The organism is Pseudomonas sp. WS 5051, from assembly GCF_012985715.1.
Taxonomy (GTDB): Bacteria; Pseudomonadota; Gammaproteobacteria; order Pseudomonadales; family Pseudomonadaceae; genus Aquipseudomonas; species Aquipseudomonas bubulae.
This window is the reverse complement of sequence record NZ_JAAQWV010000012.1, coordinates 53,533-76,655: the sequence shown is the minus strand read 5'-3', so window position 1 is coordinate 76,655 and position 23,123 is coordinate 53,533. Positions and strand designations below refer to the sequence as shown.

At 55.9% G+C, this 23,123-nt stretch carries 22 protein-coding genes; 10 read left to right on the top strand and 12 right to left on the bottom strand.

The features are described 5' to 3' along the window. The first annotated feature begins 60 nt into the window (after positions 1–60). Positions 61–1,245 (top strand): C17 cyclopropane fatty acid synthase CfaB, encoded by a 1,185-nt coding sequence (gene cfaB, locus HBN79_RS18265; RefSeq protein ID WP_088378578.1) that lies wholly within the window; start codon positions 61–63, stop codon positions 1,243–1,245. Here cfaB and HBN79_RS18260 read toward each other — a convergent pair. Both HBN79_RS18260 and cls read right to left on the bottom strand, forming a co-directional pair. After that, positions 1,236–1,721 carry a hypothetical protein gene (locus HBN79_RS18260; RefSeq protein WP_169916986.1) on the bottom strand — a complete coding sequence of 162 codons (486 nt, stop codon included), beginning with the start codon at positions 1,719–1,721 and terminating at the stop codon, positions 1,236–1,238. The genes cfaB and HBN79_RS18260 overlap by 10 nt on opposite strands. A 110-nt stretch (positions 1,722–1,831) precedes the next feature. After that, positions 1,832–3,271 (bottom strand): cardiolipin synthase, encoded by a 1,440-nt coding sequence (cls, locus tag HBN79_RS18255; RefSeq protein ID WP_094999562.1) that lies wholly within the window; start codon positions 3,269–3,271, stop codon positions 1,832–1,834. Positions 3,272–3,405: 134 nt separating this feature from the next. Here cls and HBN79_RS18250 point away from each other — a divergent pair, with 134 nt between their 5' ends. Further along, on the top strand, positions 3,406–3,924 hold the full coding sequence (locus tag HBN79_RS18250; RefSeq protein WP_169916985.1) for a DUF3617 domain-containing protein: 519 nt from the start codon (positions 3,406–3,408) through the stop codon (positions 3,922–3,924). Here HBN79_RS18250 and HBN79_RS18245 read toward each other — a convergent pair whose 3' ends face one another. Genes HBN79_RS18245 through folE2 form a run of 5 tightly spaced genes read right to left on the bottom strand, consistent with a single transcriptional unit; the run spans position 3,925 to position 7,802 of the window. After that, a complete protein-coding gene (locus HBN79_RS18245; RefSeq protein ID WP_095020592.1) occupies positions 3,925–4,485 on the bottom strand; it encodes a DapH/DapD/GlmU-related protein in 561 nt (186 codons plus the stop codon). Then, a complete protein-coding gene (locus HBN79_RS18240) occupies positions 4,482–5,372 on the bottom strand; it encodes a metal ABC transporter substrate-binding protein (RefSeq protein WP_169916984.1) in 891 nt (296 codons plus the stop codon). Before HBN79_RS18240 ends, HBN79_RS18245 begins: the two co-directional genes overlap by 4 nt. Positions 5,373–5,383: 11 nt before the next feature. After that, the gene (locus HBN79_RS18235; protein WP_094999559.1) at positions 5,384–6,250 is read right to left on the bottom strand and encodes a metal ABC transporter permease; all 867 of its coding nucleotides are present in this window, start codon (positions 6,248–6,250) and stop codon (positions 5,384–5,386) included. Continuing rightward, positions 6,250–6,909 carry an ATP-binding cassette domain-containing protein gene (locus HBN79_RS18230; protein WP_095024798.1) on the bottom strand — a complete coding sequence of 220 codons (660 nt, stop codon included), beginning with the start codon at positions 6,907–6,909 and terminating at the stop codon, positions 6,250–6,252. The genes HBN79_RS18235 and HBN79_RS18230 overlap by 1 nt, the downstream gene beginning before the upstream one ends. Then, on the bottom strand, positions 6,909–7,802 hold the full coding sequence (gene folE2, locus HBN79_RS18225; protein ID WP_169916983.1) for a GTP cyclohydrolase FolE2: 894 nt from the start codon (positions 7,800–7,802) through the stop codon (positions 6,909–6,911). The genes HBN79_RS18230 and folE2 overlap by 1 nt, the downstream gene beginning before the upstream one ends. 127 nt (positions 7,803–7,929) lie before the next feature. On the opposite strand from folE2, the gene HBN79_RS18220 reads away from it, so the two are divergent. From HBN79_RS18220 to HBN79_RS18205, 4 genes are all read left to right on the top strand, one after another. Continuing rightward, a complete protein-coding gene (locus tag HBN79_RS18220) occupies positions 7,930–9,141 on the top strand; it encodes an N-acetylmuramoyl-L-alanine amidase (RefSeq protein WP_094999556.1) in 1,212 nt (403 codons plus the stop codon). A 93-nt stretch (positions 9,142–9,234) separates the two neighbouring features. After that, entirely contained in the window at positions 9,235–10,443 is a 1,209-nt protein-coding gene (zigA, locus tag HBN79_RS18215) for a zinc metallochaperone GTPase ZigA (protein ID WP_153326315.1), read from the top strand. Continuing rightward, the gene (locus HBN79_RS18210) at positions 10,440–11,093 is read left to right on the top strand and encodes a DUF1826 domain-containing protein (protein ID WP_095017938.1); all 654 of its coding nucleotides are present in this window, start codon (positions 10,440–10,442) and stop codon (positions 11,091–11,093) included. The genes zigA and HBN79_RS18210 overlap by 4 nt, the downstream gene beginning before the upstream one ends. A gap of 39 nt (positions 11,094–11,132) precedes the next feature. Further along, positions 11,133–12,107, top strand: coding sequence for a CobW family GTP-binding protein (locus tag HBN79_RS18205; protein ID WP_169916982.1), 975 nt, complete (start codon positions 11,133–11,135; stop codon positions 12,105–12,107). A gap of 199 nt (positions 12,108–12,306) precedes the next feature. Here HBN79_RS18205 and HBN79_RS18200 read toward each other — a convergent pair whose 3' ends face one another. Then, positions 12,307–12,708, bottom strand: a complete 402-nt coding sequence (locus HBN79_RS18200; RefSeq protein ID WP_094999552.1) for a DUF3301 domain-containing protein — start codon at positions 12,706–12,708, stop codon at positions 12,307–12,309. Between the two features lie 113 nt (positions 12,709–12,821). Here HBN79_RS18200 and pdxY point away from each other — a divergent pair, with 113 nt between their 5' ends. Next, positions 12,822–13,694 carry a pyridoxal kinase PdxY gene (gene pdxY / locus HBN79_RS18195; RefSeq protein WP_095020586.1) on the top strand — a complete coding sequence of 291 codons (873 nt, stop codon included), beginning with the start codon at positions 12,822–12,824 and terminating at the stop codon, positions 13,692–13,694. Positions 13,695–13,724: 30 nt separating this feature from the next. Here pdxY and HBN79_RS18190 read toward each other — a convergent pair whose 3' ends face one another. Beyond that, positions 13,725–14,210, bottom strand: a complete 486-nt coding sequence (locus tag HBN79_RS18190; protein WP_094999550.1) for an acyl-CoA thioesterase — start codon at positions 14,208–14,210, stop codon at positions 13,725–13,727. 287 nt (positions 14,211–14,497) lie between these two features. Between HBN79_RS18190 and HBN79_RS18185 the strand changes: the two genes are divergently transcribed. Next, positions 14,498–16,258: a cation:proton antiporter gene (locus tag HBN79_RS18185; RefSeq protein WP_094999549.1), complete on the top strand. Its 1,761-nt coding sequence runs from the start codon at positions 14,498–14,500 to the stop codon at positions 16,256–16,258. 95 nt (positions 16,259–16,353) lie between these two features. On the opposite strand, the gene HBN79_RS18180 is transcribed toward HBN79_RS18185, so the two are convergent. The 3 genes from HBN79_RS18180 to uvrD all read right to left on the bottom strand — a co-directional run bounded on the left by HBN79_RS18180 (position 16,354) and on the right by uvrD (position 20,187). Next, positions 16,354–16,761, bottom strand: coding sequence for an SMI1/KNR4 family protein (locus HBN79_RS18180; protein ID WP_016782918.1), 408 nt, complete (start codon positions 16,759–16,761; stop codon positions 16,354–16,356). Positions 16,762–16,894: 133 nt separating this feature from the next. Continuing rightward, the gene (locus tag HBN79_RS18175; protein WP_094999548.1) at positions 16,895–17,740 is read right to left on the bottom strand and encodes a TIM44-like domain-containing protein; all 846 of its coding nucleotides are present in this window, start codon (positions 17,738–17,740) and stop codon (positions 16,895–16,897) included. 263 nt (positions 17,741–18,003) lie between these two features. After that, positions 18,004–20,187: a DNA helicase II gene (gene uvrD, locus HBN79_RS18170; protein ID WP_094999547.1), complete on the bottom strand. Its 2,184-nt coding sequence runs from the start codon at positions 20,185–20,187 to the stop codon at positions 18,004–18,006. Positions 20,188–20,380: 193 nt separating this feature from the next. Here uvrD and HBN79_RS18165 point away from each other — a divergent pair, with 193 nt between their 5' ends. Further along, positions 20,381–21,916 carry an EAL domain-containing protein gene (locus tag HBN79_RS18165; protein ID WP_095024793.1) on the top strand — a complete coding sequence of 512 codons (1,536 nt, stop codon included), beginning with the start codon at positions 20,381–20,383 and terminating at the stop codon, positions 21,914–21,916. Positions 21,917–22,073: 157 nt separating this feature from the next. Next, positions 22,074–22,940, top strand: coding sequence for a transcriptional regulator HexR (gene hexR / locus HBN79_RS18160; RefSeq protein WP_094999545.1), 867 nt, complete (start codon positions 22,074–22,076; stop codon positions 22,938–22,940). Positions 22,941–23,123: the final 183 nt, after the last annotated feature.

Sequence of the window (23,123 nt, the reverse complement as noted above, 5' to 3'; positions counted from 1 at the left end):
ACAGTTTTCGTTATTCGTCTAACCTATAGTTTTGATATCTGAAATGAAGGAGGATTACAGATGCTCGCGCAACTTCCACCGGCCTTACAGAAACTTCAACTTCCATTACGCCTGAGGCTGTGGGACGGGCACGAGTTCAATTTCGGCCCGACGCCCAGCGTCACGATCGTGGTCAAGGACCCGACCCTGGTGGCTCAATTTACCCACCCCAGCCTCGACTTGCTGGGCAGTGCCTTCGTTGAGGGTCGGCTTGAACTGGAAGGCTCTATCAGCGAAGCGATTCGGGTATGCGATGAGTTGAGCCAGGCGCTGGTAGATGATGATGACTACGCCCCGCCACCCCGGGTTTATCACGACAAGGCGACTGACGCCGAGTCCATCTCTTATCACTACGACCTGTCCAATGACTTCTACCAGCTGTGGCTTGATCGCGACATGGCGTATTCCTGTGGTTATTTTGAAACCGGGGAAGAAAGTCTGGACGAAGCCCAGCAAGCCAAGTTTCGTCTGTTATGCCGCAAGCTGCGACTCAAGCCCGGCGAATACTTGCTGGATGTAGGCTGCGGTTGGGGCGGGCTGGCGCGGTTTGCCGCACGCGAATATGGGGTCAAGGTATTCGGGATTACCCTCAGCAAGGAACAACTCAAACTTGCCCGTGAGCGCGTCAACGCTGAAGGTCTGCAAGACAAGGTTGATCTGCAACTGCTCGATTATCGCGATCTGCCGCAGGATGGCCGGTTCGACAAAATCGTCAGCGTCGGGATGTTTGAACACGTCGGGCACGCCAACCTGCGCGAATACTGCGAAATTCTCTCCAGAGCGGTGCGCGAAGGCGGGTTGGTGATGAACCACGGGATCACTTCCAAGCACACCGATGGCCGCCAGGTTGGTCGGGGTGCAGGGGATTTTATCGATCGTTATGTGTTCCCCAATGGCGAGTTGCCGCATCTGTCGATGATGACTGCCGAAATCAGCGAGGCCGGGTTGGAAGTGGTCGATGTTGAAAGTTTGCGCCTGCATTACGCGCGTACGCTGGAGCATTGGAGCCAGCGCCTGGAGCAAAAACTGGATGCTGCCGCCAAGCAGGTACCGGAGCAGGCCCTGCGGATCTGGCGTTTGTATCTGGCCGGTTGTGCCTACGCCTTTGCCCATGGCTGGATCAACATCGACCAGATTCTGGCGACCAAACCCCATGCCGATGGCTCGTTGGAGTTACCACCGACCAGGGCGGATATTTACCGCTGAGCGTGGGTTTCCCAGGTGATGGGTTGCGGGTCTTGTATCAGGTTTCTGTCCAGGACGAAGCGCCCATTCTGGAGCCCGATATTTTGATCAACCTTGGCCAGGGCTGTTTGCTCAAACGTCAGTGAGCTTTTGTTGAAAACAAGGTCGTGGCGGGCGACATTGCCGCCCCAGTCCGGTGAGGGGAGGGAGATGTAACTGATGCGGTACTGGTCGTCAGTAAAATCTCCCTCCACCACATACACGCCGTAATGGTTCTCTCCCGGGGAGATGATTTTGTAGAGGCCATTGTCGTAGTAGTACAACACCGCTTCTTCAAAGGGCTTTTCGCTATACATCTTCTTGTAGTGCAGCCGGTGGATAAACGTTGGCTGGCCCACTTCTACGTTGATTAGCGGCGGGGTGTGAGGGGTGTCTTTGGCCTGAGCTGAAGCAAGCGTGCTGATAGTGAAGAGCACACCCATTAACGAGAATCTCATTATTTTTATTCCTTAAACTGAACGGCCCGGGTTATTCCGGGCCATTCAGTTTATGGAATCCTGCTTGACGCTTTTGCCTGCCCTGAGTAATTCAGATCCGTCCTACACAGCTATAAAACCGGTGAAACCAGTCTGGCTATTCGCATGCCCAGTTGCTGCAAACGGTGTGTGGCTTTGATATCGGCATCAGTGATTTCACGGGCCAGTGCGAAGTCATCAAGCAGCATATGCTCGACTTGCCTGGCGAAGTCTTGGTCGACGGTCAGCAGCATGACTTCAAAGTTGAGACGGAACGAGCGGTTGTCCATATTGGCGCTGCCAATGGCGCTGATCTCGTCATCGACCAGTACTACTTTTTGATGCACAAAACCGGGCTGGTAACGGAAGATCCGTACGCCTGCGCGTACTGCCTCGAAGGCATACAGGCTGGATGCGGCGTACACGATTTTGTGGTCCGGGCGTGAAGGTATCAGGATGCGTACATCCACGCCGCGCAGCACGGCGAGCCTGAGCGCGGAAAACACCGCTTCGTCAGGTACAAAGTAAGGGCTGGTAATCCACACCCGTTGATTGGCGGCATGGATAGCTTCAACGAAAAACAGCGAACAGGTTTCGTATGGATCTGCCGGGCCGCTGGCCAGGAACTGGCAGAGCACGCCACCGTCCGGGTAGCTTTGTGGCAGGATCAGGGGCGGCAGTTTGCGTGCGGCCCAGAACCAGTCCTCGGCAAACGACTCCTGCAGGCAGGCCACAACAGGGCCGGTGACTTCCACATGGGTATCGCGCCACGGCGACAGCGGGGGCTTGGCACCCAAATACTCATCGCCAACGTTATGGCCGCCGACAAAACCGCGCACGCCATCCACGACCACCACTTTGCGATGGTTACGGAAGTTGACCTGGAAACGACTGATCCAGCCGCCACGGGTGGCAAACGCATAAGTTTGTACACCACCTGCGCGCAGGGTCTCGGCATAAACTTTTGGCAAGGCATGGCTGCCGATACTGTCATACAGCAGATGCACCGCGACCCCTTGCGCGGCTTTTTCGAGCAGCAGTGCATGCAGTTTCATGCCCAGGTCATCGTCGTGGATGATAAAAAACTGCACCAGCACCACTTCTCTGGCTGAGCGAATGGCATCGAAAATGGCGTCAAATGTCGCCGTGCCATTGATCAACAGGCGCACGCTGTTGTTGGCCAGGCATGGCATGCGACCCAGTCTGGGCATTGCGCGCAGCGAGGCGTAGGCTTTTGAGCTGCGTGCGGCCAGTGCTTCTTCGACCCATGGGCGCCAGCTCAGATGGGTGATGGCTTCACGCATTTCCTGGTTGGCATCGCGACGGGCTCGAATGTAATCGTCAAAAGTACTACGGCCAAAGATCAGATACGGGATCAGGGTGAAGTAAGGAATAAAGAACAGCGACATAGCCCAGGCAATCGAGCCCTGCGCAGTCCTGACCGTCAGCACTGCATGCACGGCGGCAATCAGGCCTAAGCTGTGGATTAATAAAATCAGATAACCAAGTACGTGCGGGCCTAGATAATCCATGCGTATCCTTACTCCAAAATGTCTAATGCCAGTACTAACAGACCATGATCTGTTATGAATGTCCTATTTGTTTGCGGGCGCAACACTTGCCCTTTTTTGACGTCTAACGCTGACAATCGCGTAGGAGTTGCTTGATGAATGTTCGTCTGCTTGGGCTGTTCATGGCCTGTGGTTTGTCGATTCCTGTGGCTCAGGCCCAGATGCTGCAACCGGGGCTTTGGGAACTCAGCTCCAGCAATATGCAGGTAGATGGCCAACAGCTGCCTGAACTGCAGGTAATGTTAGGCCAATTACAGGATATGCTGACCCCGGAACAAAAAGCCCAACTGGAAAGCCAGGGGCTGACCATGGCGGGCAAAGGTGTGCGGGTGTGCCTGACGCCCGAGCAAGTGAAGTCAGACAATATTCCGCTGACTGACCCCAAGTCTGGGTGTAACCAGCAGATCACTGAGCGTAGTGGAAATCAGTGGAAGTTTCGCTTTAGTTGTCCAAAAGCCCAGGGCGCAGGTGTGGCAACGTTTGCCAGTGATCGGGAGTTCACCACCCAAGTAAATGGCACCTTCAATGCGACCGGGATACAGCAGAAGGGCAGCATGGATACCCGTGCTGTCTGGTTGGGACAAAACTGTGGAACCGTCAAACCGCGTACTTGATCAGAACTCGTTTTGCAGCGCTTTATAGCCGCGCACCAAATCCACATTGGTGCGCGCTACATCTTCTGAAAACTCCGATGCGCTAACACTCACTGGCGCAAATTGGCTCAGGTCCGTGTTTGGTCCGATTCGGGTCGTGGACGGCACATAGAAGTTATCCGGCAGGTCGCGGCCATCCACGACCGAGTTATGCCGCACCACACAGCCATCACCCAACTCGCAATTGAACAGCACACTGTTGAAACCGATAAATACCCTATCGCCAACACGGCATGGCCCGTGAACGATGGAACGATGTGCTATCGAAGTGTTTTCACCAATGATGACCGCCGCGCCGGACTTTGAGTGAATGACCACGCCGTCCTGAATATTTGAATTAGCGCCGATGCTGATCGGTTGCATGCCGCCGTCCTTGTCGACTTCATCGGCGCGGATCACGGCGTACGGTCCGACAAATACGTTTTCGCCGATCACTACTTTGCCGCAAATGATGGCCGTTCTGTCGACATAGGCGGACTCGGCGATTTGTGGCAAGTCGCCTGATGGATTTTTTCGGATCATGGTGTGCTCAATGCGTTGTGCAGGGTGGTGAGGTTGTATTCGAAAAGGCCAAGAAAAGTGCTGGCCGGACCTTCACTGGCCAGGGCATCGTAGTACAGCGTGCCACCAATTTGTGCGCCACTTTCATCGGCAATCTGCTGCAACAGACGCGAGTCTTTAATGTTCTCCATAAATACGGCCCTCACCTTGTCGGCCCGTATCTGACGAATCAGCGAAGCGACTTCAGCGGCCGAAGGTTCGCGCTCAGTGGACAAGCCCTGAGGTGCCATAAAGTCGATGCCATAGGCCTGGCCCAGATAGCCGAAGGCATCATGGGAGGTCACGATACGGCGATTGCCGGCGGGCAGGTTGCCCAGATCTGTTATGGCCTCGGCTTGCAGTCGATCCAGCTTTTTCAGATAAGCCGCAAGGTTGCGGTTGTAGTACGCCTCATCGGCCGGGTCGGCCTTGATCAGCGCTTGAGTGATGTTGTTCACATACAGTTTTGCGTTTGTCAGGTTGTGCCAGGCGTGAGGGTCGGGGATGGTTTCGCCGTCTTCCTCCATCGTGTGAGCAGCCACTCCTTTGCTGGCAGTCACGATAGCCCCCGGGGTTTCGGTACTGCTCACCAGGCGATCAAGCCAGGGCTCGAACCCCAGGCCATTTTTGATAATGATCTTGGCATTGAGCAGTGCCTTGGCATCGTCCGGGGTGGGCTCATAGGTATGTGCATCCTCATCAGGGCCGACCAGCGCGCTGACGTGCACATGTTCGCCGCCGATTGCCCGGGTCATGTCGCCGAGAATGCTGAAGCTGGCTACGACAGGTATTTTCGGTGTCTGAGCCGCGACGCCAAGGGACAAGCCCATCGCCACGCACATACTGAATATCATGGGTAGAGCACGCATCGTGTTGCACCTCATCGGGATGACAGCAAAGGCGGTCGGCGCAGCAAACCGTGTACCGGACCAAAAATGACAGACAACGCATAGCTGCAACCCGCTATCAGCACGATGGCCGGGCCGCTGGGCAGTGAGTAATAAAACGACAGCAAAAGGCCCAGCCAAACCGAAACGCAGCCAATCGCAGCCGAGATCAGGATCAGCACAGGCAGTCGACGGCTCCAGAAGCGCGAGGCAATAGCCGGCAACATCATCAGGCCAACCACCATCAGTGCGCCGATAGCCTGAAAGCCGATCACCAGATTCAACACCACCAATGTCAGGAATAGCCCGTGAGCCAATGGCCCCAGCCGACTGACACTGCGAAGGAATAGAGGATCCAGGGTGTCGAGCAACAATGGGCGGTAGATGGCTGCCATCAGCAGCATGCTGAAGCCGGTTACCCAGAGCATGCCTGTGAGCGTCTGGCTGTCGACGGCCAAGGCTGAACCAAACAACAGATGGAGCAGATCAAGACGTTTACCGGCGATGCCAAGGATCAATATGCCGCTGGCCAATGAGATCGGGTAAATCGCCGCGAGGCTGGCATCTTCACGCAAGCCGGTGCGCCGAGTGATCCAGGCTGACACTCCGGCCATGCTCAAACCCGCCCCCAACCCCCCCAATGTCAAAGCAGGCAGGCTCAGCCCGGCAAACCAAAACCCCAGCGCAGCTCCGGGGAGAATGCCGTGTGCGACTGCATCACCAATCAAACTCATGCGCCGCAAGATCAAAAAAACGCCCAGGGGTGCCGTGCTACATGCCAGTACCAGACCGCCAAATAAGGCACGGCGCATAAAGACAAATTCCTGGAACGGTTGCCATAACTGGCTGACGATAACCATCAGGCGACCTGCGGCGGGTTGATCAGTTGCTCGGTCGGCGCCAGTAAGTTGCCGCTGCTTTTAATCAATAATGTTTGGGGGATATGTTTGCGAACGGCGTTAAGGTCATGGCACACAACCAGCAACGTTCGGCCTTCGGTTTGCCATCTCTGGATATGTTGCCAGAGCAGTTCTTGCCCCAGTTCATCGAGAGCTGCATGGGGTTCATCCAGTAGCAACACCGAGGCATCGGCAAGGCATAAGCGGGCCAGAAGCGAGCGTTGCAATTCGCCGCCCGACAGGGCCATAAGCGGTCGGTGTTCCAGGCCGTCTAAATGCCAGTCTGCCAAGACAGCGTTCAACCGGTCGCTTCGTTGTTGGGCCGTTTGCTTCTTGCCCCAAAATCCCGCAGCCACCAACTCTTGCAAACTGATGGGGAATTGCCGATCCATAAATTGTTGTTGTGGCATAAAGGCCACGTTGCCTTGGCGTGGAACATCCAGCACAACTTTTCCCGAGAGCGGCTTTTGCAGCCCCGCAATCACTTTGAGCAAACTGCTTTTGCCGCAACCATTGGCGCCTATTACGGCTGTGAGGCTGCCTTTGACCAGGTTCATATTTAGCGCTGGAGTGAGGGGCTGACCCGGAACGCCCCAAGTCAGATGCTGACAACCGATCATCACGCCTCCCAATTCCAAAAGCTTTCGGCCACGGCGTCATGGCTGTGCAAACTTTCTGCGTGAACAACTTTAAGTTTGAACGCCTCCACGCCAGAAGTTTTCTGCAACACCGTGTTGAGCCTTCGGGCCGCGTCTTCGCAGAACATCAAGTTTTGACCGTTGGCCAGTGCGAAGGCTTGTTCGTCGGCGCGTTTTACCGCTGTTTGAACGGCAGTCCCTAATGCGCCTTCGGCATTATTGATGATTGTTTCCAGAGGCAGTTGTGGGAACTGATGTTCCAAACGAATCGTTAGATGTGCAGCGCTTCGCTGGCTGTGTGGTGTGGCCACGATACCTTTTGAACTACCGAGCCAAGCAAGAACATCTGCGTGTTGCAGTGATGTGTTGGCGAAATCATCGATGAATTGTCGCTGTATTAATTGCCGTGCGAGCGCCGCTGAGCAGGGGCATGTGGAGGAGTAACTCACGAGAATTTTTAGTTCCACGTGGAACATTCCGTTTTTCAAACTCGCTTCTATGCTTGTTGGATAGCTTTTCCAGCCTGCCAATGGGCTGACCAAGGCCGGGCGTTTGAGCAGTACATCGCTGTGAATTCGCACATAGGCTTTGTTCGATAAACCTTCGTGGCTGTCGAGAAAGCACTGCAATAGTTGCCTGAGCAGGGCAGGCGTAAGGTTTTCCGTTTCCAGCTGATCCAACGCCAGATACAGGCGAGACATGTGAATGCCCCGTGCAGTGGCGTCTACGAGATTGACGCCGGCATCTATTTTCGCGCTGAGGCGTTGGCCGTTGATTAATACCGGGGAAGCAATGCCGCACATACCGACCCATTCAAGCGCTATTGCTTGCTGGGATGACTGCGCGGCGACATCTGGCAAAGTCAGCGCATTCATAAAGTGAGATCCGTCGCAGAGTGTTTTGACATGTTATATTATAACTATAAAGTCGACGATGCTTTTTTGCTGGGGCATACACACAGCAATCTTGAGTACGGATGCTCCCTTATCTGCGGTACAGGCCATGCACAGACGTCAACTGCTCAACTGGCTGCTTGCCAGTTCCGTATTCACATTGCCGCTGGGAATTTCAGCTGCCCAAATTCAGCACGCCAGGCTATGGCGCACCGGGAATACCCTGCGTCTGGTTCTGGATCTGAGTGGGCCGGTGCAGTACAAAACCTTCTCATTAACGGCTCCCGATCGGCTGATTATTGATGTGAGTGGTGCCAGCCTGAAGGGGGATTTCAGTGAGTTGGTACTGGCCAATACGGGCCTGCGTTCGATTCGCTCCGGGCATTACGGCCAGGGTGATACGCGCATCGTGCTGGACCTGGATGAGCCGGTTCAGCTCAGCAGTTTTCTGCTGCCACCCCAGGGCGGGCAAGGTCACAGGCTGGTGCTAGACCTGGCCAAAAGTGCGGTCGCCAAACTGGGTGTGGCAGCGGCAACGCCAAGCAACACACACCCCAAACGCGACATTATTGTGGTGATTGACCCCGGGCACGGGGGTAAGGATCCGGGTGCGACGAGCGCCAAAGGCCATCGTGAAAAGGATGTTGTTTTGTCCATCGCCCAGCTGCTGGCCAAGCGCCTCAAGCGTGAAAAAGGCTTTGATGCACGGCTGGTGCGCAATGATGATTTCTTTGTCCCCCTGCGCAAGCGGGTAGAAGTCGCTCACAAGCACAATGCAGACCTGTTTATTTCGGTGCATGCAGACGCAGCGCCGCGTCTTACGGCGTCTGGAGCGTCGGTGTACGCGCTCTCGGAGGGTGGGGCTACATCGGCCACGGCGCGGTATATGGCACAGCGTGAAAATGGTGTGGATTTGCTCGGTGCCACCCGTCTTTTGAACCTTAAAGACAAAGACCCGATGCTCGCAGGCGTGATCCTCGATATGTCCATGAATGCCACCATCGCGGCCAGTTTGCAGTTGGGCAACACCATTCTGGGCAGCCTTTCGGGCATCACCTCACTGCATCAAAAACGCGTGGAACAGGCCGGTTTTGCCGTGCTCAAGTCGCCGGATATTCCGTCGATTCTGGTAGAGACGGGCTTTATGTCCAACCCCCGCGACAGCGAGCGCTTGATCACCGCGCGTCATCAACAGGCGGTAGCCGAGGGTTTATTTAACGGATTAATCGCTTATTTTCAGAAAAATCCGCCCGCCAGCAGCCATATGGCGTGGGTTAACGAACAGAAAAACAGTACGTTCGTCACTTCAGGGTTGTCTTAAATGTATTGTTATAATGTATCATTTGTTGATCCGGTATCGGATTGACTGCCAAGCGGGCGTTTTGACCTGCAGCCCTGATGAGGAAATATCCAGATGTCGAATCGTCTTCCTGTAACTGTTCTCTCAGGCTTTTTAGGTGCAGGTAAAAGCACGCTGCTCAATTATATTTTGCGCAACCGCGACAACTTGCGCGTGGCCGTGATCGTTAACGATATGAGCGAAATAAATATTGATGGCGGTGAAGTACAGCGCGATGTGACCTTGAACCGGGCTGAAGAAAAACTGGTCGAAATGAGCAACGGCTGCATCTGTTGCACCCTGCGTGAAGACTTGCTTGAAGAGGTCAGCGCACTGGCCAGGGAGGGTCGATTTGATTATTTATTGATCGAGTCGACCGGTATTTCAGAACCGCTGCCTGTGGCAGAAACTTTTACGTTTCGTGATGAATCAGGACAAAGCCTGGCCGATATTGCCCGCCTGGATACGATGGTTACAGTGGTCGACGGGCTGAATTTTCTTCAGGATTATCAAGCCGCAGAGAGCCTGGATTCACGGGGTGAAACCCTTGGAGAATCAGATGAACGGTCAATTACTGATTTATTGATCGAACAAGTTGAGTTCGCGGACGTCATTTTAATCAGCAAAATTGATTTAATAAGTTCCGACGAACGGCAAGAATTAATGGCCATTCTGCAACGCCTCAACGCTCAGGCCGAAATAATGCCTATGGTCATGGGTGAAATTGCGCTGCATAAAATTCTCGATACCGGCCGGTTTGACTTTGACCGTGCGGCGCAGGCACCGGGCTGGTTGCAAGAGTTACGCGGTGAGCATGTGCCCGAAACCGAAGAGTACGGCATTGCCTCCAGTGCCTATCGTGCGCGCCGGCCTTTTCATCCCGAACGTTTTTTCAATTTTATCGAGCGGCCCTGGACCAATGGCAAACTGCTGCGCTCCAAAGGTTTTTTCTGGCTGGCCAGTAAATTTCAGGAGGCGGGCAGTTGGTCTCAGGCTGGCGGTCTGATGCGCTATGGGTTTGCCGGTCGCTGGTGGCGCTTTGTGCCCCGCGACCAATGGCCGCAGGAGCCGCAAGCCAAGGCAGAAATATTGCAAAAATGGCTGCCGGATACAGGAGATTGCCGCCAGGAATTGGTGTTTATCGGTCAGCACATCGACTTCGCCCGGCTGACGGCTGAACTCGATGCCTGTTTGCTCAACGATGCTGAAATGGCCTTGGGCGAAGCGAGCTGGAAATTGCTGAGCGATCCTTTTGGCGACTGGTATGAAGAGGTGGCTGCATGAAGAATGCATTTGCCTTTACCGCTCAGCCGTTGATCGATCAGGTTCGTGGGCAGACGCCTGAAATCATGACCCGAATTCTGGATGAAGACGTCAACCTGGCGATCTGGCAGCGTCAGTTACCTGTGCATATCGTCGATTTCGGGGCTTTATTGCTTTCGCTGGACGAGCCATTGGCTGACGCCATCGTGATAGATATGCCCAACGAAAAGGCTCAGCCCAACCTGACAGGCCTGGCTGCCAGGTTTAATGATCTGGAAGGCTATGCAGGCTTTATTGCAGACGTTTCCTGGCTGGTGAGTGCCTACGCGTGCCTGTTGGGCGCAAAACGCATTGGGCTGCGTCTCAGAGCCCTGGATAAAGCCATGTGCCCCCGCTTTCATGTGGACCATGTACCTGTACGTCTTATTACCACTTATGCAGGGATTGGTAGCCAGTGGCTGCAGGAAGGCGTAATGGAGCGTCGTCAGTTAGGGCAGGTGCAGGCCGAACCCGCCCGTGCAGAGTTGATTCAGCAAATAAACGCCGGTGAAGTTGCCTTGCTCAAGGGGGAGAAGTGGCAGGGTAACGAGGGAGCGGGGTTGATCCATCGTTCGCCGGCACTGGCACCGGGCGAGCGCAGGCTGATTTTGACCCTCGATTGGCTGGCCTGAGGCATATTGCTTGCTTCAATCCGTACAGAAGCTGGCCTCATGTTGCAAAACATACCTACCCACGTGATTGCCGGGCCGCTTGGCGCCGGCAAAACCAGTCTGATTCAGCATCTGATGGCGCACAAACCGCCACACGAACGCTGGGCGGTGCTGGTCAATGAGTTCGGTCAGATCGGCCTGGATGCGGCCCTGATGAGCCAGGGAAGCGATGACATTGCTATCACCGAAGTGGCGGGTGGCTGTGTGTGCTGCGTCAATGGCGCGCCTTTTCAGATCGGTTTGAGTCGCCTTTTGCGCAAGTCTATGCCCGATCGCCTGTTTATCGAGCCTTCCGGTTTAGGCCATCCCGCACAGATTCTAAAGCAGCTCGGTGAAGCGCCCTGGCTGGGGGTTTTGGTCCTCCAGCCGTGCGTCATGGTGCTCGATGCGCAAGCGATGGCTCAGGGCAAACCTTTGCCAAAAACCCAGCAAGAGGCCCTGAAAAGTGCCGGTTTACTGGTCATGAATAAATCTAATAGTGTCCCAAATGAGCAACGTGAGCAGATTGCATGCAGCCTGCCAAAGTGCCCTGTTTTATGGGTCGAGCATGGCCGCATCCCTTTAAATACGCTGCCTGTAGCCCATATGAATATCGCTCATGCTGTGGATAACTCATTGATTTATAAGGATTTTAATCATATTGGCAGTGTGTTTTCCGACCCGCGTACGCCGTTGGTGATGACTCAGCATCAGCCCGAAGGATGGAGCGCAGGTTGGCGCTGGCACCCCTCTCGGCAATTTGACCTGGATCTGTTGCAACAGTGGCTCGAAAGCCTGGATTGGCAGCGTGCAAAGCTGGTTATTCATGGTTCGGCGGGCTGGTTTTCGAACAATTCTGTGGATAACTCGATCGCGCAATGGAGATCGAGTGAGTGGCGCAAGGATTCGCGCCTCGAATTGATTTTTGCTCAGCCCCAGGATCTGGATTTGCTTTGCTCGGGGCTGGAAAGTTGTCTACTCAAGGAGGTTTTTTAGGTAGCAGGCCCGTGTTGCGAGGCACAAAACCCAAGGTTTTAGCGGGTTCTGTGCTGGTAAAATTGTCCTACAACTTGAAGTGTGCGCATGGGATTTGCACCGTTAAAACCTCACAGAGGTGTCTATCTCAATGGTTTTAGCGAGGTTGCACGGAAAGTTATCCACAGGCGCCCGGCATGCAGGCGCTGAAAGGCAGGGCTCAGTGGCGGGTCTTGCTGTGTTCCTGGCGCCACTGGCTGAGTTCGATCACCTGAGCGCTGGGAATGACACTTGGCTCGGCTTCGGTCTGGAACGGGTAGGGCGGCAGCTCGATTTTTACGCTGTGGGCGCCGAACTGGGTGATGGTTCCGGTATGACGCTGATCACCGGTCACCGTGAATTCAAAGTTATACACACGGGCCAGGCGTTTATGGCCGTTGGCGTCGGGGATCAGACCGATTTTTTTAAGCGCCACGTTTTCATCGAGCAGTTCGATATCGAGGTTTTTGCAGTGTTGCTTGACCCGCTCCAGCGCCCGCTCGCGCAGCCCGTGGTTGTGCCACAGCCAGGCAGCGCCTGCAGCCAGCAGCATGAGGACGAACATATTTCCCAGGGTCAGCATTACATGTGCTCCAACAGATTGTGCTCAGCTTAACTGCGTCTTCAACCTGTCGTACAGGCCGCGTTTGGTCGCATACTGCGTGGCTTGAATCCACCCGTAGTCTGGAATCCGGCATGAAACGTACACCTCATTTACTCGCCATCCAATCCCACGTGGTTTTCGGCCATGCCGGCAACAGCGCAGCGGTTTTTCCCATGCAGCGCGTCGGGGTGAATGTCTGGCCTCTGAACACGGTGCAATTCTCCAATCACACTCAGTATGGCCAGTGGACGGGGGAAGTGTTGGCTCCCGAGCAAATTCCTTCGCTGGTCGACGGAATCGCCGCCATCGGCGAGCTGGGCAGCTGTGATGCGGTCTTGTCCGGTTACCTGGGCAGTGCGGCGCAGGGGCGGGCCATTTTAAGTGGGGTGGCGCGTATCAAGGCTGTTAATCCCCATGCACTGTACCTGTGCGACCCGGTAATGGGGCACCCGGAGAAAGGTTGTATCGTGCCTCAGGAAGTCAGTGACTTCCTGCTTGAAGAAGCTGCCGCTATGGCCGATTTTTTGTGCCCCAACCAACTCGAACTGGACAGTTTTTGCGGCCGTCATCCGCAATCGTTGTTTGACTGCCTGGCCATGGCCCGCAGCTTGCTGGCCCGCGGCCCGAAAGCGGTGCTGGTGAAGCATTTGTCGTATCCGGGCAAACCGCCTGAAAGTTTCGAGATGCTGCTGGTCACGGCAGAGGGCAACTGGCACTTGCGTCGGCCGCTGCTTGCCTTCCCGCGCCAGCCAGTGGGCGTAGGCGACCTGACCTCAGGTTTGTTCCTGGCGAGAGTGCTGCTGGGCGACAGCCTGGTGGCTGCGTTTGAATTTACCGCTGCGGCGGTGCATGAGGTGTTGCTGGAAACCCAGGCCTGCACCAGCTATGAATTGCAGCTGGTACGGGCCCAGGACCGCATTGCCCATCCGCGTGTGCGGTTTGAGGCAGTGCCGATCAGTTTGTAAGCAAACTGAACAAAACCTGTGGGAGCGGGCTTACAGTGTTTCGTCTTTTAGCTCGCGGTAGCGCTGCTCCAGCTCCTGACGGATCTGGCGGCGTTGCTTGCCCTGGATAAAGCGGCGCTTGTCTTCGCTGTTCACTGGCTGCAACGGCGGAACAGCGGCCGGCTTACGGTCGTCGTCCACGGCTACCATGGTGAAGAAGCAGCTGTTGGTGTGGCGCACCGAGCGCTCGCGGATATTTTCGGTAACGACCTTGATGCCAACTTCCATCGAGGTGTTGCCGGTGTAGTTGACCGAGGCGAGGAAGGTCACCAGTTCACCGACATGAATCGGCTCGCGAAAAATGACCTGGTCCACCGACAAGGTGACCACATAACGCCCCGCATAGCGGCTGGCGCAGGCATAGGCGACTTCATCGAGGTACTTGAGCAGGGTTCCGCCGTGAACATTGCCAGAAAAATTGGCCATGTCCGGGGTCATCAAGACCGTCATCGACAGTTGGGAGTTTCCGGGTTCCATAGCAGCAGGCTCGTGGTTGTGTTGCAGCAGTGAAATGGGTATCTCTGTGGATACTTGTCGATTTTTGAAACAGTGATTAACGGGACGCTGCCGTGTTGGCTGCCGTCACGCTTATCTCTATCTGTTTCCATATATTGCACCGCCTTTCTGTCGCAAGTCGCGGTGTTAACCTGCAAAAGTCCGTTAGTCGGATACTTCCTACATTTTAAACAGTCGATACGCGCGGCCTGACAGGCTGTGTCTGTCGTCATGTTGCCTGGTGAATATCAAACAAGGAGTGCCACGCCATGCATGCCATCAGTTTTATTCAGGATCTGGCAGTCATCATGCTGGTCGCAGGTGTGGTGACGATTCTTTTCCACAGGTTCAAACAGCCGGTGGTACTGGGCTATATCGTTGCAGGTTTTATTATCGGCCCGCACACCCCGCCGTTTGGCCTGATTCACGATGAAGAAACGATCAAAACCCTGGCTGAGCTGGGGGTGATCTTTTTGATGTTCTGTCTGGGGCTGGAGTTCAGCCTGCGCAAGTTGTTCAAGGTCGGGGCCACAGCCTTTATCGCAGCGTTTATGGAAATCACGCTGATGATCTGGATTGGTTATGAAATTGGCCGCTGGTTCGACTGGAACACCATGGATTCGCTGTTTCTGGGCGCCATCCTGGCCATTTCATCTACCACCATCATCGTCAAGGCCCTCAACGACCTCAAGATGAAAAACGAGCGCTTTGCCCAGCTGATTTTTGGCGTGCTGATCGTTGAAGATATTTTGGGTATCGGGATTATTGCGCTGCTGTCGAGCATTGCGGTCAGCGGCAGCGTCAGCCCCGAAGAGGTTTTTTCGACCGTCGGTAAATTGTCATTGTTTATGATCGTGGCGTTGGTTATCGGCATTTTGCTGGTGCCGCGTGTGCTGGCGTATGTAGCCCGATTCGAAAGCAATGAAATGCTGCTGATCACTGTGCTGGGCCTGTGTTTTGGCTTTTGCCTGCTGGTGGTCAAGCTGGAATACAGCATGGTGCTCGGGGCGTTTTTGATCGGTGCAATCATGGCCGAGTCGCGTCAGTTACTGAAAATCGAGCGCCTGATTGAACCGGTGCGTGATTTGTTCAGTGCAATATTCTTTGTCGCCATCGGGTTGATGCTCGACCCGGCCATCCTGCTGGAGTACGCGCTGCCAATTGTGGTGATCACTATCGCCGTGGTGCTGGGCAAGATGCTCTCCTGCGGGCTGGGGGCGTTTATCGCAGGCAATGATGGACGTACCTCGCTGCGAGTTGGAATGGGGCTTTCGCAGATTGGGGAGTTTTCTTTCATTATCGCGGCGCTGGGTATGACATTGCAGGTCACCAGCAGCTTCCTGTACCCCGTAGCAGTGGCCGTCTCCGTATTGACCACCCTGATGACCCCTTACCTGATTCGCGCCGCAGACCCGCTCTCGCTCAAGCTGGCACAGGTGGTGCCTGGTCGCTTGTCACGGGTGTTGGGGTTATATGGCGAATGGCTGCGCAGTATTCAGCCACAGGGCGAAGGGGCGTTGTTGGCGGCCATGATTCGCAAGATCTTGCTGCAAGTTGGGGTCAATCTGGCCCTGGTCATCGCTATTTTCTTTGCCGGCGGTTATTTCGCACCGCGCATCGGCCGTTATTTGCAGGGCTGGATTCTGGAGCCGAGCTGGCAAAAAGGGATGATCTGGGGGGCTGCTTTGCTGTTGTCGTTGCCGTTCCTGATTGCGGCGTATCGCAAGCTCAAGGCGCTTTCGATGCTACTGGCCGAGATGGGGGTCAAGCCGGAAATGGCAGGGCGCCATACGCAGCGCGTGCGCCGGGTGATCTCGGAAGTCATCCCGATTCTGTCGTTGCTGGTGATTTTTCTGCTGCTGTCGGCCTTGTCGGCAAGCATCCTGCCCACCAACGAGTTGCTGATGGTGATTGCGGTGGTGGCGGCGGGGGTTGCGGCGCTGTTGTGGCGCTGGTTTATCCGGATTCACACGCGCATGCAGGTTGCACTGCTGGAAACGCTGGATAACCACAAGGAGGGGGGGCACTGACAGCCCGCTGACCAATGGCTGGAAAGCGGGGATGCCCGGGGGCTGTTGATGTTTCGTTGTGGCTCACAACGAAACGTCAACCAACCCTGGAGGTATCAGCTTTCCAGCCAGACGTCGCGCGCCCAGTGCCAGACCGATTCCCAGGTTTCTTCAGTGACGAGTTCTTCTTCGCCGGACCACAGCACCACGGTGCCGTCTTCTTCCACGCAGTAGTAGTCGTCGCCGTCCTGGCAAATAGGGATCAGGCTGCGATCAACGCCAGCATCCCAGGCATTTGCCGCCACTTCCGGCAGATAGGTGTGCGATTGTGGGTCGGTCACTGTGACCGGCTCCAGGCTGCCATACACCACGTCACTGACGGTCAGCAGAAATTCTCTGAAGACAAATGGAATATCGATGAACAGCTGTTCTTCGATTTCCACCAACTGGTCTTCTTCAGGCAGTTCCAGGGGAACCGGTACAGGCTCGTTTTTTTCGCGTAGCTCTTCAATAATCTCTTCCACGACCTCATCCTCATGCTCTATGGCGCGGTTTATATGACGCGCTTTATACAGTAGCTCGTTATAAGTGCAATCGTGAAATGCAAAGCCCCGGACAAGTCCGGGGCTTTGGTAAACGCATGTGTAACTCGCAGGGTTAGCCGTTCTGGCGGATACCTGCCACCAGCCAAGGCTGGTTGTCGCCTTGCTGACGTTCCATGTTCCAGCTTTCGCTGAAGGCTTCGCCCTGGTCAAAGCGCGAGTTTTTCGACACGCCGCTGAAGGTCAGGGTTGCAATGGTTTTGTCTGCGCGATCGTCCAGGCCGTCCAGTTGCACGGTCAGGTTGTCGATGTAGGTGGACTGGAAGCCATCACCCAGCTCAGCGCGTTCACGCTTGAGGAAGTCGAGCATCTGCGGGGTCACGAACTCGGCGATCTTGTCCATTTCGTTGGCATCCCAGTGCTGTTGCAGGGACTGGAAATGGTTGCGCGCGGCTTCCAGGAAGTTCTGTTCATTGAACCAGGCTGGGGCGTTGATCACCGGACGTGCTGCAGGGGCAGCCGAACCACCGAAGATCGAAGCAGCAGGCTTGGCGTCGAACGCTTCGCGTTGCATGGGTGCGTGGCCAGCAGGGGCCATCATGTCAGCTTGTTTGCGACGACGGGCCGCGATAAAGCGGAAGATCAGGAAGGCGATAACCGCCATGATCAGGATGTCGAAGAATTGCATGCCCTGGAAGCCGCCGCCCATGAACATGGACGCCAGCAGGCCACCGGCAGCGAGGCCGGCCAGAGGGCCGAGCCAGCGCGAAGCACCGCCGGCCTTGGCTGCGGCGCCTGCGGCACCGGCAGCCGCCGGGGCTGCAGCTGGAGCAGCTTGACGCGTTTGGTGGCTAGGCGCTGCACCCGCGCTTTTGCCGCCACCGAAGCGCTTGGCGTTCGCGTCGATGCTCATCGTCAAGCCGATGCACAACGCCATGGCGATGCTAAGAAAACGTTTCATAAGGGGTTCCCATTTGTGGATATCACGCGCGCCATGTTGCACAGATGAGTTGTGACTGGCTAGCGGTGAAGTGTTTCGGGCTTTTGCTTATTTGTTTGTAGGGCTAGGATTTATTTTGCGTAGGAGAACATGTGGGAGCGAGCCTGCTCGCGAAAGCGGTGTATCAGCCAACAATAATATTGACTGATGTGCTCTCTTCGCGAGCAGGCTCGCTCCCACAGCGGTTTGCCTTACCTTATTCCCGCCAAGCTGTCGGGTTGCTGTCAGACCGCCTCAAGTTTGGCGTAGCCCATCATCAGCCATTTGCTGCCTTCGCTGAAGTTGACCTGTACCCGTGCCTGGGCACCTGCACCCTCGAAATTGAGGATGACGCCTTCGCCGAAGACCGCATGCTTGACCATCTGGCCGAGTTTGAATTCGGTTTCGGGAATCTCCGAACCACCAAACAGGGTGCTGGCGCTCTGCTTTTGACCGCCGCCGAAAGGACGACTGACACTGTTGGACAGTCTGACTTCCTGGATCAGGCCCTTTGGTACTTCGCGTACGAAGCGTGAAACCTTATTGTAGGTTTCGCTGCCGTACAGGCGTCGGGTTTCTGCGTAGGTCATCACCAGGTTTTGCATGGCGCGGGTAATGCCTACGTAGGCCAGGCGTCGTTCCTCTTCGAGGCGACCGGGCTCTTCCAGGCTCATTTTGTGCGGGAACAGGCCTTCTTCCATGCCTACCAGGAACACGTACGGGAACTCCAGGCCTTTGGCGCTGTGCAGCGTCATCAGTTGGATGCCGTCTTCATGTTCTTCGGCCTGGGTATCGCCAGCCTCCAGTGAGGCATGCCCGAGGAAGGCGGCCAATGGCGACAGCTCTTCGTCTTCGTCATTGTTCTCAAAGTTGCGTGCTGCGCTGACCAGCTCCTCAAGGTTTTCTACCCGGGCCTGGCCTTTTTCGCCTTTTTCCGCCTGATGGTAGGCAATCAGCCCGCTTTGCTCGATCACGGTTTGCGTCATCAGATGCAGAGGCATGTCCATGACTTTTGCCGCGAGGTTTTCGATCAGTTCCATAAAGCCGGCAATGGCACCCGAAGCACGGCCCGGCAGGGCTTTATTGGCGATCAGCTGGCGCATTGCTTCCCACATCGACACGTCGCTGTGACGTGCGTGTTCGCGAATGGCTTCGACGGTTTTTTCGCCAATGCCGCGGGCAGGTACGTTAATCACCCGCTCCAGCGCCGCATCATTGCCGCGACCTTCGAGCAGGCGCATATAGGCCATGGCATTTTTGATTTCCGCGCGTTCGAAGAAGCGCTGGCCACCATAGATGCGGTAAGGGATGCGCTCGCGCAGCAAGGCTTCTTCAAGCACTCGCGACTGGGCGTTGGAACGGTACAAGATGGCGATATCGCTATGGGCGATGCCGGTTTTCAGAGCGCTTTCGATGGTTTCGACCACGTAGCGCGCTTCGTCATGTTCGTTGAACGCGGCGTACAGATTGATGGCTTCGCCTTCGCCGCCGTCAGTCCACAGCTCTTTGCCCATGCGCCCGGTGTTGTTGGCAATCAGGGCATTGGCCGCTTTGAGGATGCCCGCCGTGGAGCGGTAATTTTGCTCCAGACGAATGGTCTCGGCATCCGGGAAGTCGGTTGAGTACTGATAGATGTTTTCGATTTTTGCGCCGCGCCAGCCGTAGATCGACTGGTCGTCATCACCGACCACCATCAAGCTGTCGCCGCCCTGGGCCAGCAACCGTAGCCAGGCATATTGCACGGCGTTGGTATCCTGGAATTCGTCTACCAGGATGTGCCGGAAGCGTTTCTGGTAATGCGCCAGCAAGCCCGGGTTGTCGCGCCACAAATCAAGGGCACGCAGCAGCAGCTCGGAAAAATCGATCACACCGGCGCGTTGGCACGCGACCTCATAGGCCTCGTAAATATTGCGCATGGTGGCCAGGAACAAGTCGCCGCTGGCCTGGATATGTTTGGGGCGAAGGCCTTCGTCTTTTTGACCGTTGATAAACCACTGGGCCTGACGTACGGGCCAGCGTTGTTCATCCAGCCCCAGCTCACGGATCACACGCTTGACCAGGCGTTGCTGGTCGTCGCTGTCGAGGATCTGGAATGTCTGGCTAAGGCCGGCTTCTTGCCAGTGAGCCCGCAGCAGACGGTGAGCCAGGCCGTGGAAGGTGCCGACCCACATGCCTGCCGGGTTGATACCCATCAACTGCTCGATGCGGTGGCGCATCTCGGCAGCGGCCTTGTTGGTGAACGTCACCGACAGCACGGAGTGTGGGGACGCGTTTTCGACCTGGATCAGCCAGGCGATACGGTGCACCAGCACACGGGTTTTGCCGGAACCAGCGCCGGCCAGGACCAACTGACGCCCGACACTGGCCGTGACGGCCTGACGTTGGGCATCGTTGAGAGAATTTAACAAGAGAGAGAGATCATCGCGCATCGGGGCATTTTAGGGGCTGTTGGTGTTTCATTGCTAGCTGCGTGGCCGCCTTGGGCCGAGCGGTCTAAAAGCCGGACAATAAATGTGCCTGGCTGATTTCATCCATTTAATAGCGCCTGTGCGTTTGGTCACGGGCATTGCTTGTGTATGCTCGGGCGACTTTTTGGCTCATCTACTGATAAGAATTTCGCCGATGGTTCAGAGTTTAAATTCGCCGGGTATTTTTTTCGGCATAGGCATCGGTTTTTTCCTGCTGGCGGGCGGCCTGGGATGGCAGGTCAAGCGGATCAGGCAACGGCGCATGGTGCGCCGCTTGCGGCATCAAGGTTTGCGCGAAGATTTGCAGCAAGCCAATGTCCGTAGTGAGCAACTCAATACCGAGCTTGCCTATGAGGTCGAGCAGCGCCGTTTGAGCGAAGCGCGGGTGCGCCACCTGACCCGTTTTGATGAGCTGACCGGGCTGGCCAACCGCCTTCTGTTCAAGGAACGCCTGGAGGAGGCTAGCCAGCGTGTACGCCAGGGCTCGTGCAACCTGACGTTGCTGCACATCAATCTCGATCGTTTCAAATTGCTCAATGACAATTTCGGGCATGAGCTGGCGGACCATGTGCTGCAAAAAATGGCCGAACGCATCACCAAGGCCTTGCCTGAGGCCGACACCATTGCGCGCCTGTCGGGTGATGAATTTGCAGTGCTGTTTGATGCCTATAACAGCCTGACCAGCCTGGCGCGGGTCGCGACCCGGCTGCTGGACAAGCTCGGTCGGCCGCTGGTGGTGGATGGCCATGAGCTGGTCATCAGTGTGTCAATGGGCATCAGCATGTTGCCCGACAGCGCGCGCGATATTGCCAGCCTGGTCCATCAGGCCAACAAGGCCATGCAGCAGGCCAAGCACCTGGGCGGTGGCAGGTTTCAGTTCTACAGTGACAGCCTGCATGGCAGCTCCCTTGAACGGCTGCAGCTGGAAAACCAACTGCGCAAAGCCATTAGCGAACGCCAGCTCAACGTGTTCTATCAACCCAAGCTGTGCCTGGCCACAGGGCGTCTGCACGCCGCCGAAGCGTTGGTGCGCTGGGATCACCCGCAACTGGGTAACGTGCCGCCAGGCAACTTTATTGTCCTTGCCGAAGAGACCGGCCTGATCAGCGCCATCGGTGAATTTGTACTGCGCGAAGCCTGCCGACAAGCGTGTGAATGGCAACGAGCAGGGCTGGCGCCAATACGGGTATCGGTGAACTTGTCGGGGCATCAGTTGCGCCAGGGCAAGCTGGTCAGCCTGGTGCGCCAGGTACTTGAAGAAACCGGGCTGGCGCCGCACTGCCTGGAACTGGAACTGACAGAAAGCCAGTTGCTCGACAATGTTGAATACGTCATCGCTACCTTCCAGCAATTGCATGAACTGGGGGTGAAGCTGGCAATCGATGATTTTGGCACCGGCTATTCATCGCTCAGTTACCTCAAGCGATTTGCGGTGGATTACGTAAAAATCGATAAAACGTTTATTCACGGCGTGGGCCGTTGCAGCGAAGACGAGGCCATCACCCTCGCAATTATTGCCATGGCCCACAGTCTGGGCCTTAAAGTGGTGGCAGAAGGCGTTGAAAACGAGGCGCAGCTGGCATTTCTCAAGACTCGCCAGTGCGACGAAGTGCAGGGCTATTTGATCAGTCGTCCGATAAACGCAGTGCAATTCAGCGATTTACTGCGTAACGGTGTAGTGGTCTTGTAGTGCCAAAAAGGGCTACATGGCCCTCAAGCGGCTTGAATCAAGGGAGATAACTGGATAGTTGATGGCGTATTGGCTGGGCAGAAAACGAATTCTTGTAGTATAACTACAAGATTGCTACATCCCCGGCGCCCGCCGCTTACAGACCGAGTCCTGCCCTTTGAACCTGCTGCAACATATTGCCCAGTCACGCCACCTGTTACGTAAATCGGAACTCAAGGTCGCCGATCACGTGCTGCTTGATCCTGCGGCTGTAATGCACAGTTCCATGGCCGACCTTGCCCACAGTGTCGGAATCAGCGAGCCGACCATCGTGCGTTTTTGCCGGGCGATAGGCTGTTCCGGGTTTCAGGACCTGAAGCTCAAGCTGGCGCAAAGCCTGGCGGCCGGCGCCAGTTTTGGTCAGTTCGCGATCCATGAAGACGATTCGGTAGCGGACTACAGCCTGAAAATTTTCGACACCACGCTGCATACCTTGATGGACGTGCGCGAGAAGCTCGATCCGATAGCGCTGCAGCGTGCCGTGACAGCCATGTCGCAAGCGCAGCGTGTCGAGTTTTATGGGTTTGGTGCCTCGGGCGCGGTTGCGGCGGATGCCCAGCACAAGTTTTTCCGTCTGTTGCTGACCGCGGCGGCCTATTCCGACCCGCATATGCAAGCGATGTCGGCCGTGACCTTGAAGCCTACCGACGTGGCGATCTGCATTTCCCAGTCGGGCCGTTCCAAAGACTTGCTGATCACCGCCAACCTGGTGCGTGAAAGCGGCGCGACCCTGATTACCTTGTGCCCGAGCCAGACGCCGCTGGCGGAGCTGGCAACCGTCAATCTGGCGATCGATGTGCATGAAGACACCGAAATCTATACCCCGCTGACCTCGCGTATTGCCCACCTGGTAGTGATTGACGTGTTGGCAATGGGTGTTGCCATGGCCCGAGGCCCGAGCCTGGTCAACCACCTCAAGAGCGTCAAGCGCAGCCTGCGCAGCTTGCGTCTGTCGCCTAAATCACTGAAAAGCCACGAAGATTAAAAGCGCACAACATCTTCTGTGGGAGCGGGCTTGCTCGCGATAGGGAATGCCGCCGTGTGACAGACACACCGCAGCGCCTGAATCGCGAGCAAGCCCGCTCCCACGCAGAGCTCACATTCAGCGTTCATCCCCCTGTCATCCCACCTTCGCCAAGTCGTCATAAACAACGTGCATCGTAAAGCT

Excerpts from the sequence above, each read along its gene's own strand:
- cls (WP_094999562.1), bottom strand. The coding sequence starts at position 3,271 with ATGGATTATCTAGGCCCGCACGTACTTGGTTATCTGATTTTATTAATC.
- folE2 (WP_169916983.1), bottom strand. The coding sequence starts at position 7,802 with ATGAATGCGCTGACTTTGCCAGATGTCGCCGCGCAGTCATCCCAGCAA.
- HBN79_RS18230 (WP_095024798.1), bottom strand. The coding sequence starts at position 6,909 with ATGATCGGTTGTCAGCATCTGACTTGGGGCGTTCCGGGTCAGCCCCTC.
- HBN79_RS18220 (WP_094999556.1), top strand. The coding sequence starts at position 7,930 with ATGCACAGACGTCAACTGCTCAACTGGCTGCTTGCCAGTTCCGTATTC.
- HBN79_RS18240 (WP_169916984.1), bottom strand. The coding sequence starts at position 5,372 with ATGCGTGCTCTACCCATGATATTCAGTATGTGCGTGGCGATGGGCTTG.
- cfaB (WP_088378578.1), top strand. The coding sequence starts at position 61 with ATGCTCGCGCAACTTCCACCGGCCTTACAGAAACTTCAACTTCCATTA.
- HBN79_RS18200 (WP_094999552.1), bottom strand. The coding sequence starts at position 12,708 with ATGCTGACCCTGGGAAATATGTTCGTCCTCATGCTGCTGGCTGCAGGC.
- HBN79_RS18190 (WP_094999550.1), bottom strand. The coding sequence starts at position 14,210 with ATGGAACCCGGAAACTCCCAACTGTCGATGACGGTCTTGATGACCCCG.
- HBN79_RS18235 (WP_094999559.1), bottom strand. The coding sequence starts at position 6,250 with ATGGTTATCGTCAGCCAGTTATGGCAACCGTTCCAGGAATTTGTCTTT.
- HBN79_RS18250 (WP_169916985.1), top strand. The coding sequence starts at position 3,406 with ATGAATGTTCGTCTGCTTGGGCTGTTCATGGCCTGTGGTTTGTCGATT.
- HBN79_RS18245 (WP_095020592.1), bottom strand. The coding sequence starts at position 4,485 with ATGATCCGAAAAAATCCATCAGGCGACTTGCCACAAATCGCCGAGTCC.
- HBN79_RS18210 (WP_095017938.1), top strand. The coding sequence starts at position 10,440 with ATGAAGAATGCATTTGCCTTTACCGCTCAGCCGTTGATCGATCAGGTT.
- HBN79_RS18260 (WP_169916986.1), bottom strand. The coding sequence starts at position 1,721 with ATGAGATTCTCGTTAATGGGTGTGCTCTTCACTATCAGCACGCTTGCT.
- HBN79_RS18175 (WP_094999548.1), bottom strand. The coding sequence starts at position 17,740 with ATGAAACGTTTTCTTAGCATCGCCATGGCGTTGTGCATCGGCTTGACG.
- uvrD (WP_094999547.1), bottom strand. The coding sequence starts at position 20,187 with ATGCGCGATGATCTCTCTCTCTTGTTAAATTCTCTCAACGATGCCCAA.
- HBN79_RS18185 (WP_094999549.1), top strand. The coding sequence starts at position 14,498 with ATGCATGCCATCAGTTTTATTCAGGATCTGGCAGTCATCATGCTGGTC.
- HBN79_RS18165 (WP_095024793.1), top strand. The coding sequence starts at position 20,381 with ATGGTTCAGAGTTTAAATTCGCCGGGTATTTTTTTCGGCATAGGCATC.
- zigA (WP_153326315.1), top strand. The coding sequence starts at position 9,235 with ATGTCGAATCGTCTTCCTGTAACTGTTCTCTCAGGCTTTTTAGGTGCA.
- pdxY (WP_095020586.1), top strand. The coding sequence starts at position 12,822 with ATGAAACGTACACCTCATTTACTCGCCATCCAATCCCACGTGGTTTTC.
- HBN79_RS18205 (WP_169916982.1), top strand. The coding sequence starts at position 11,133 with ATGTTGCAAAACATACCTACCCACGTGATTGCCGGGCCGCTTGGCGCC.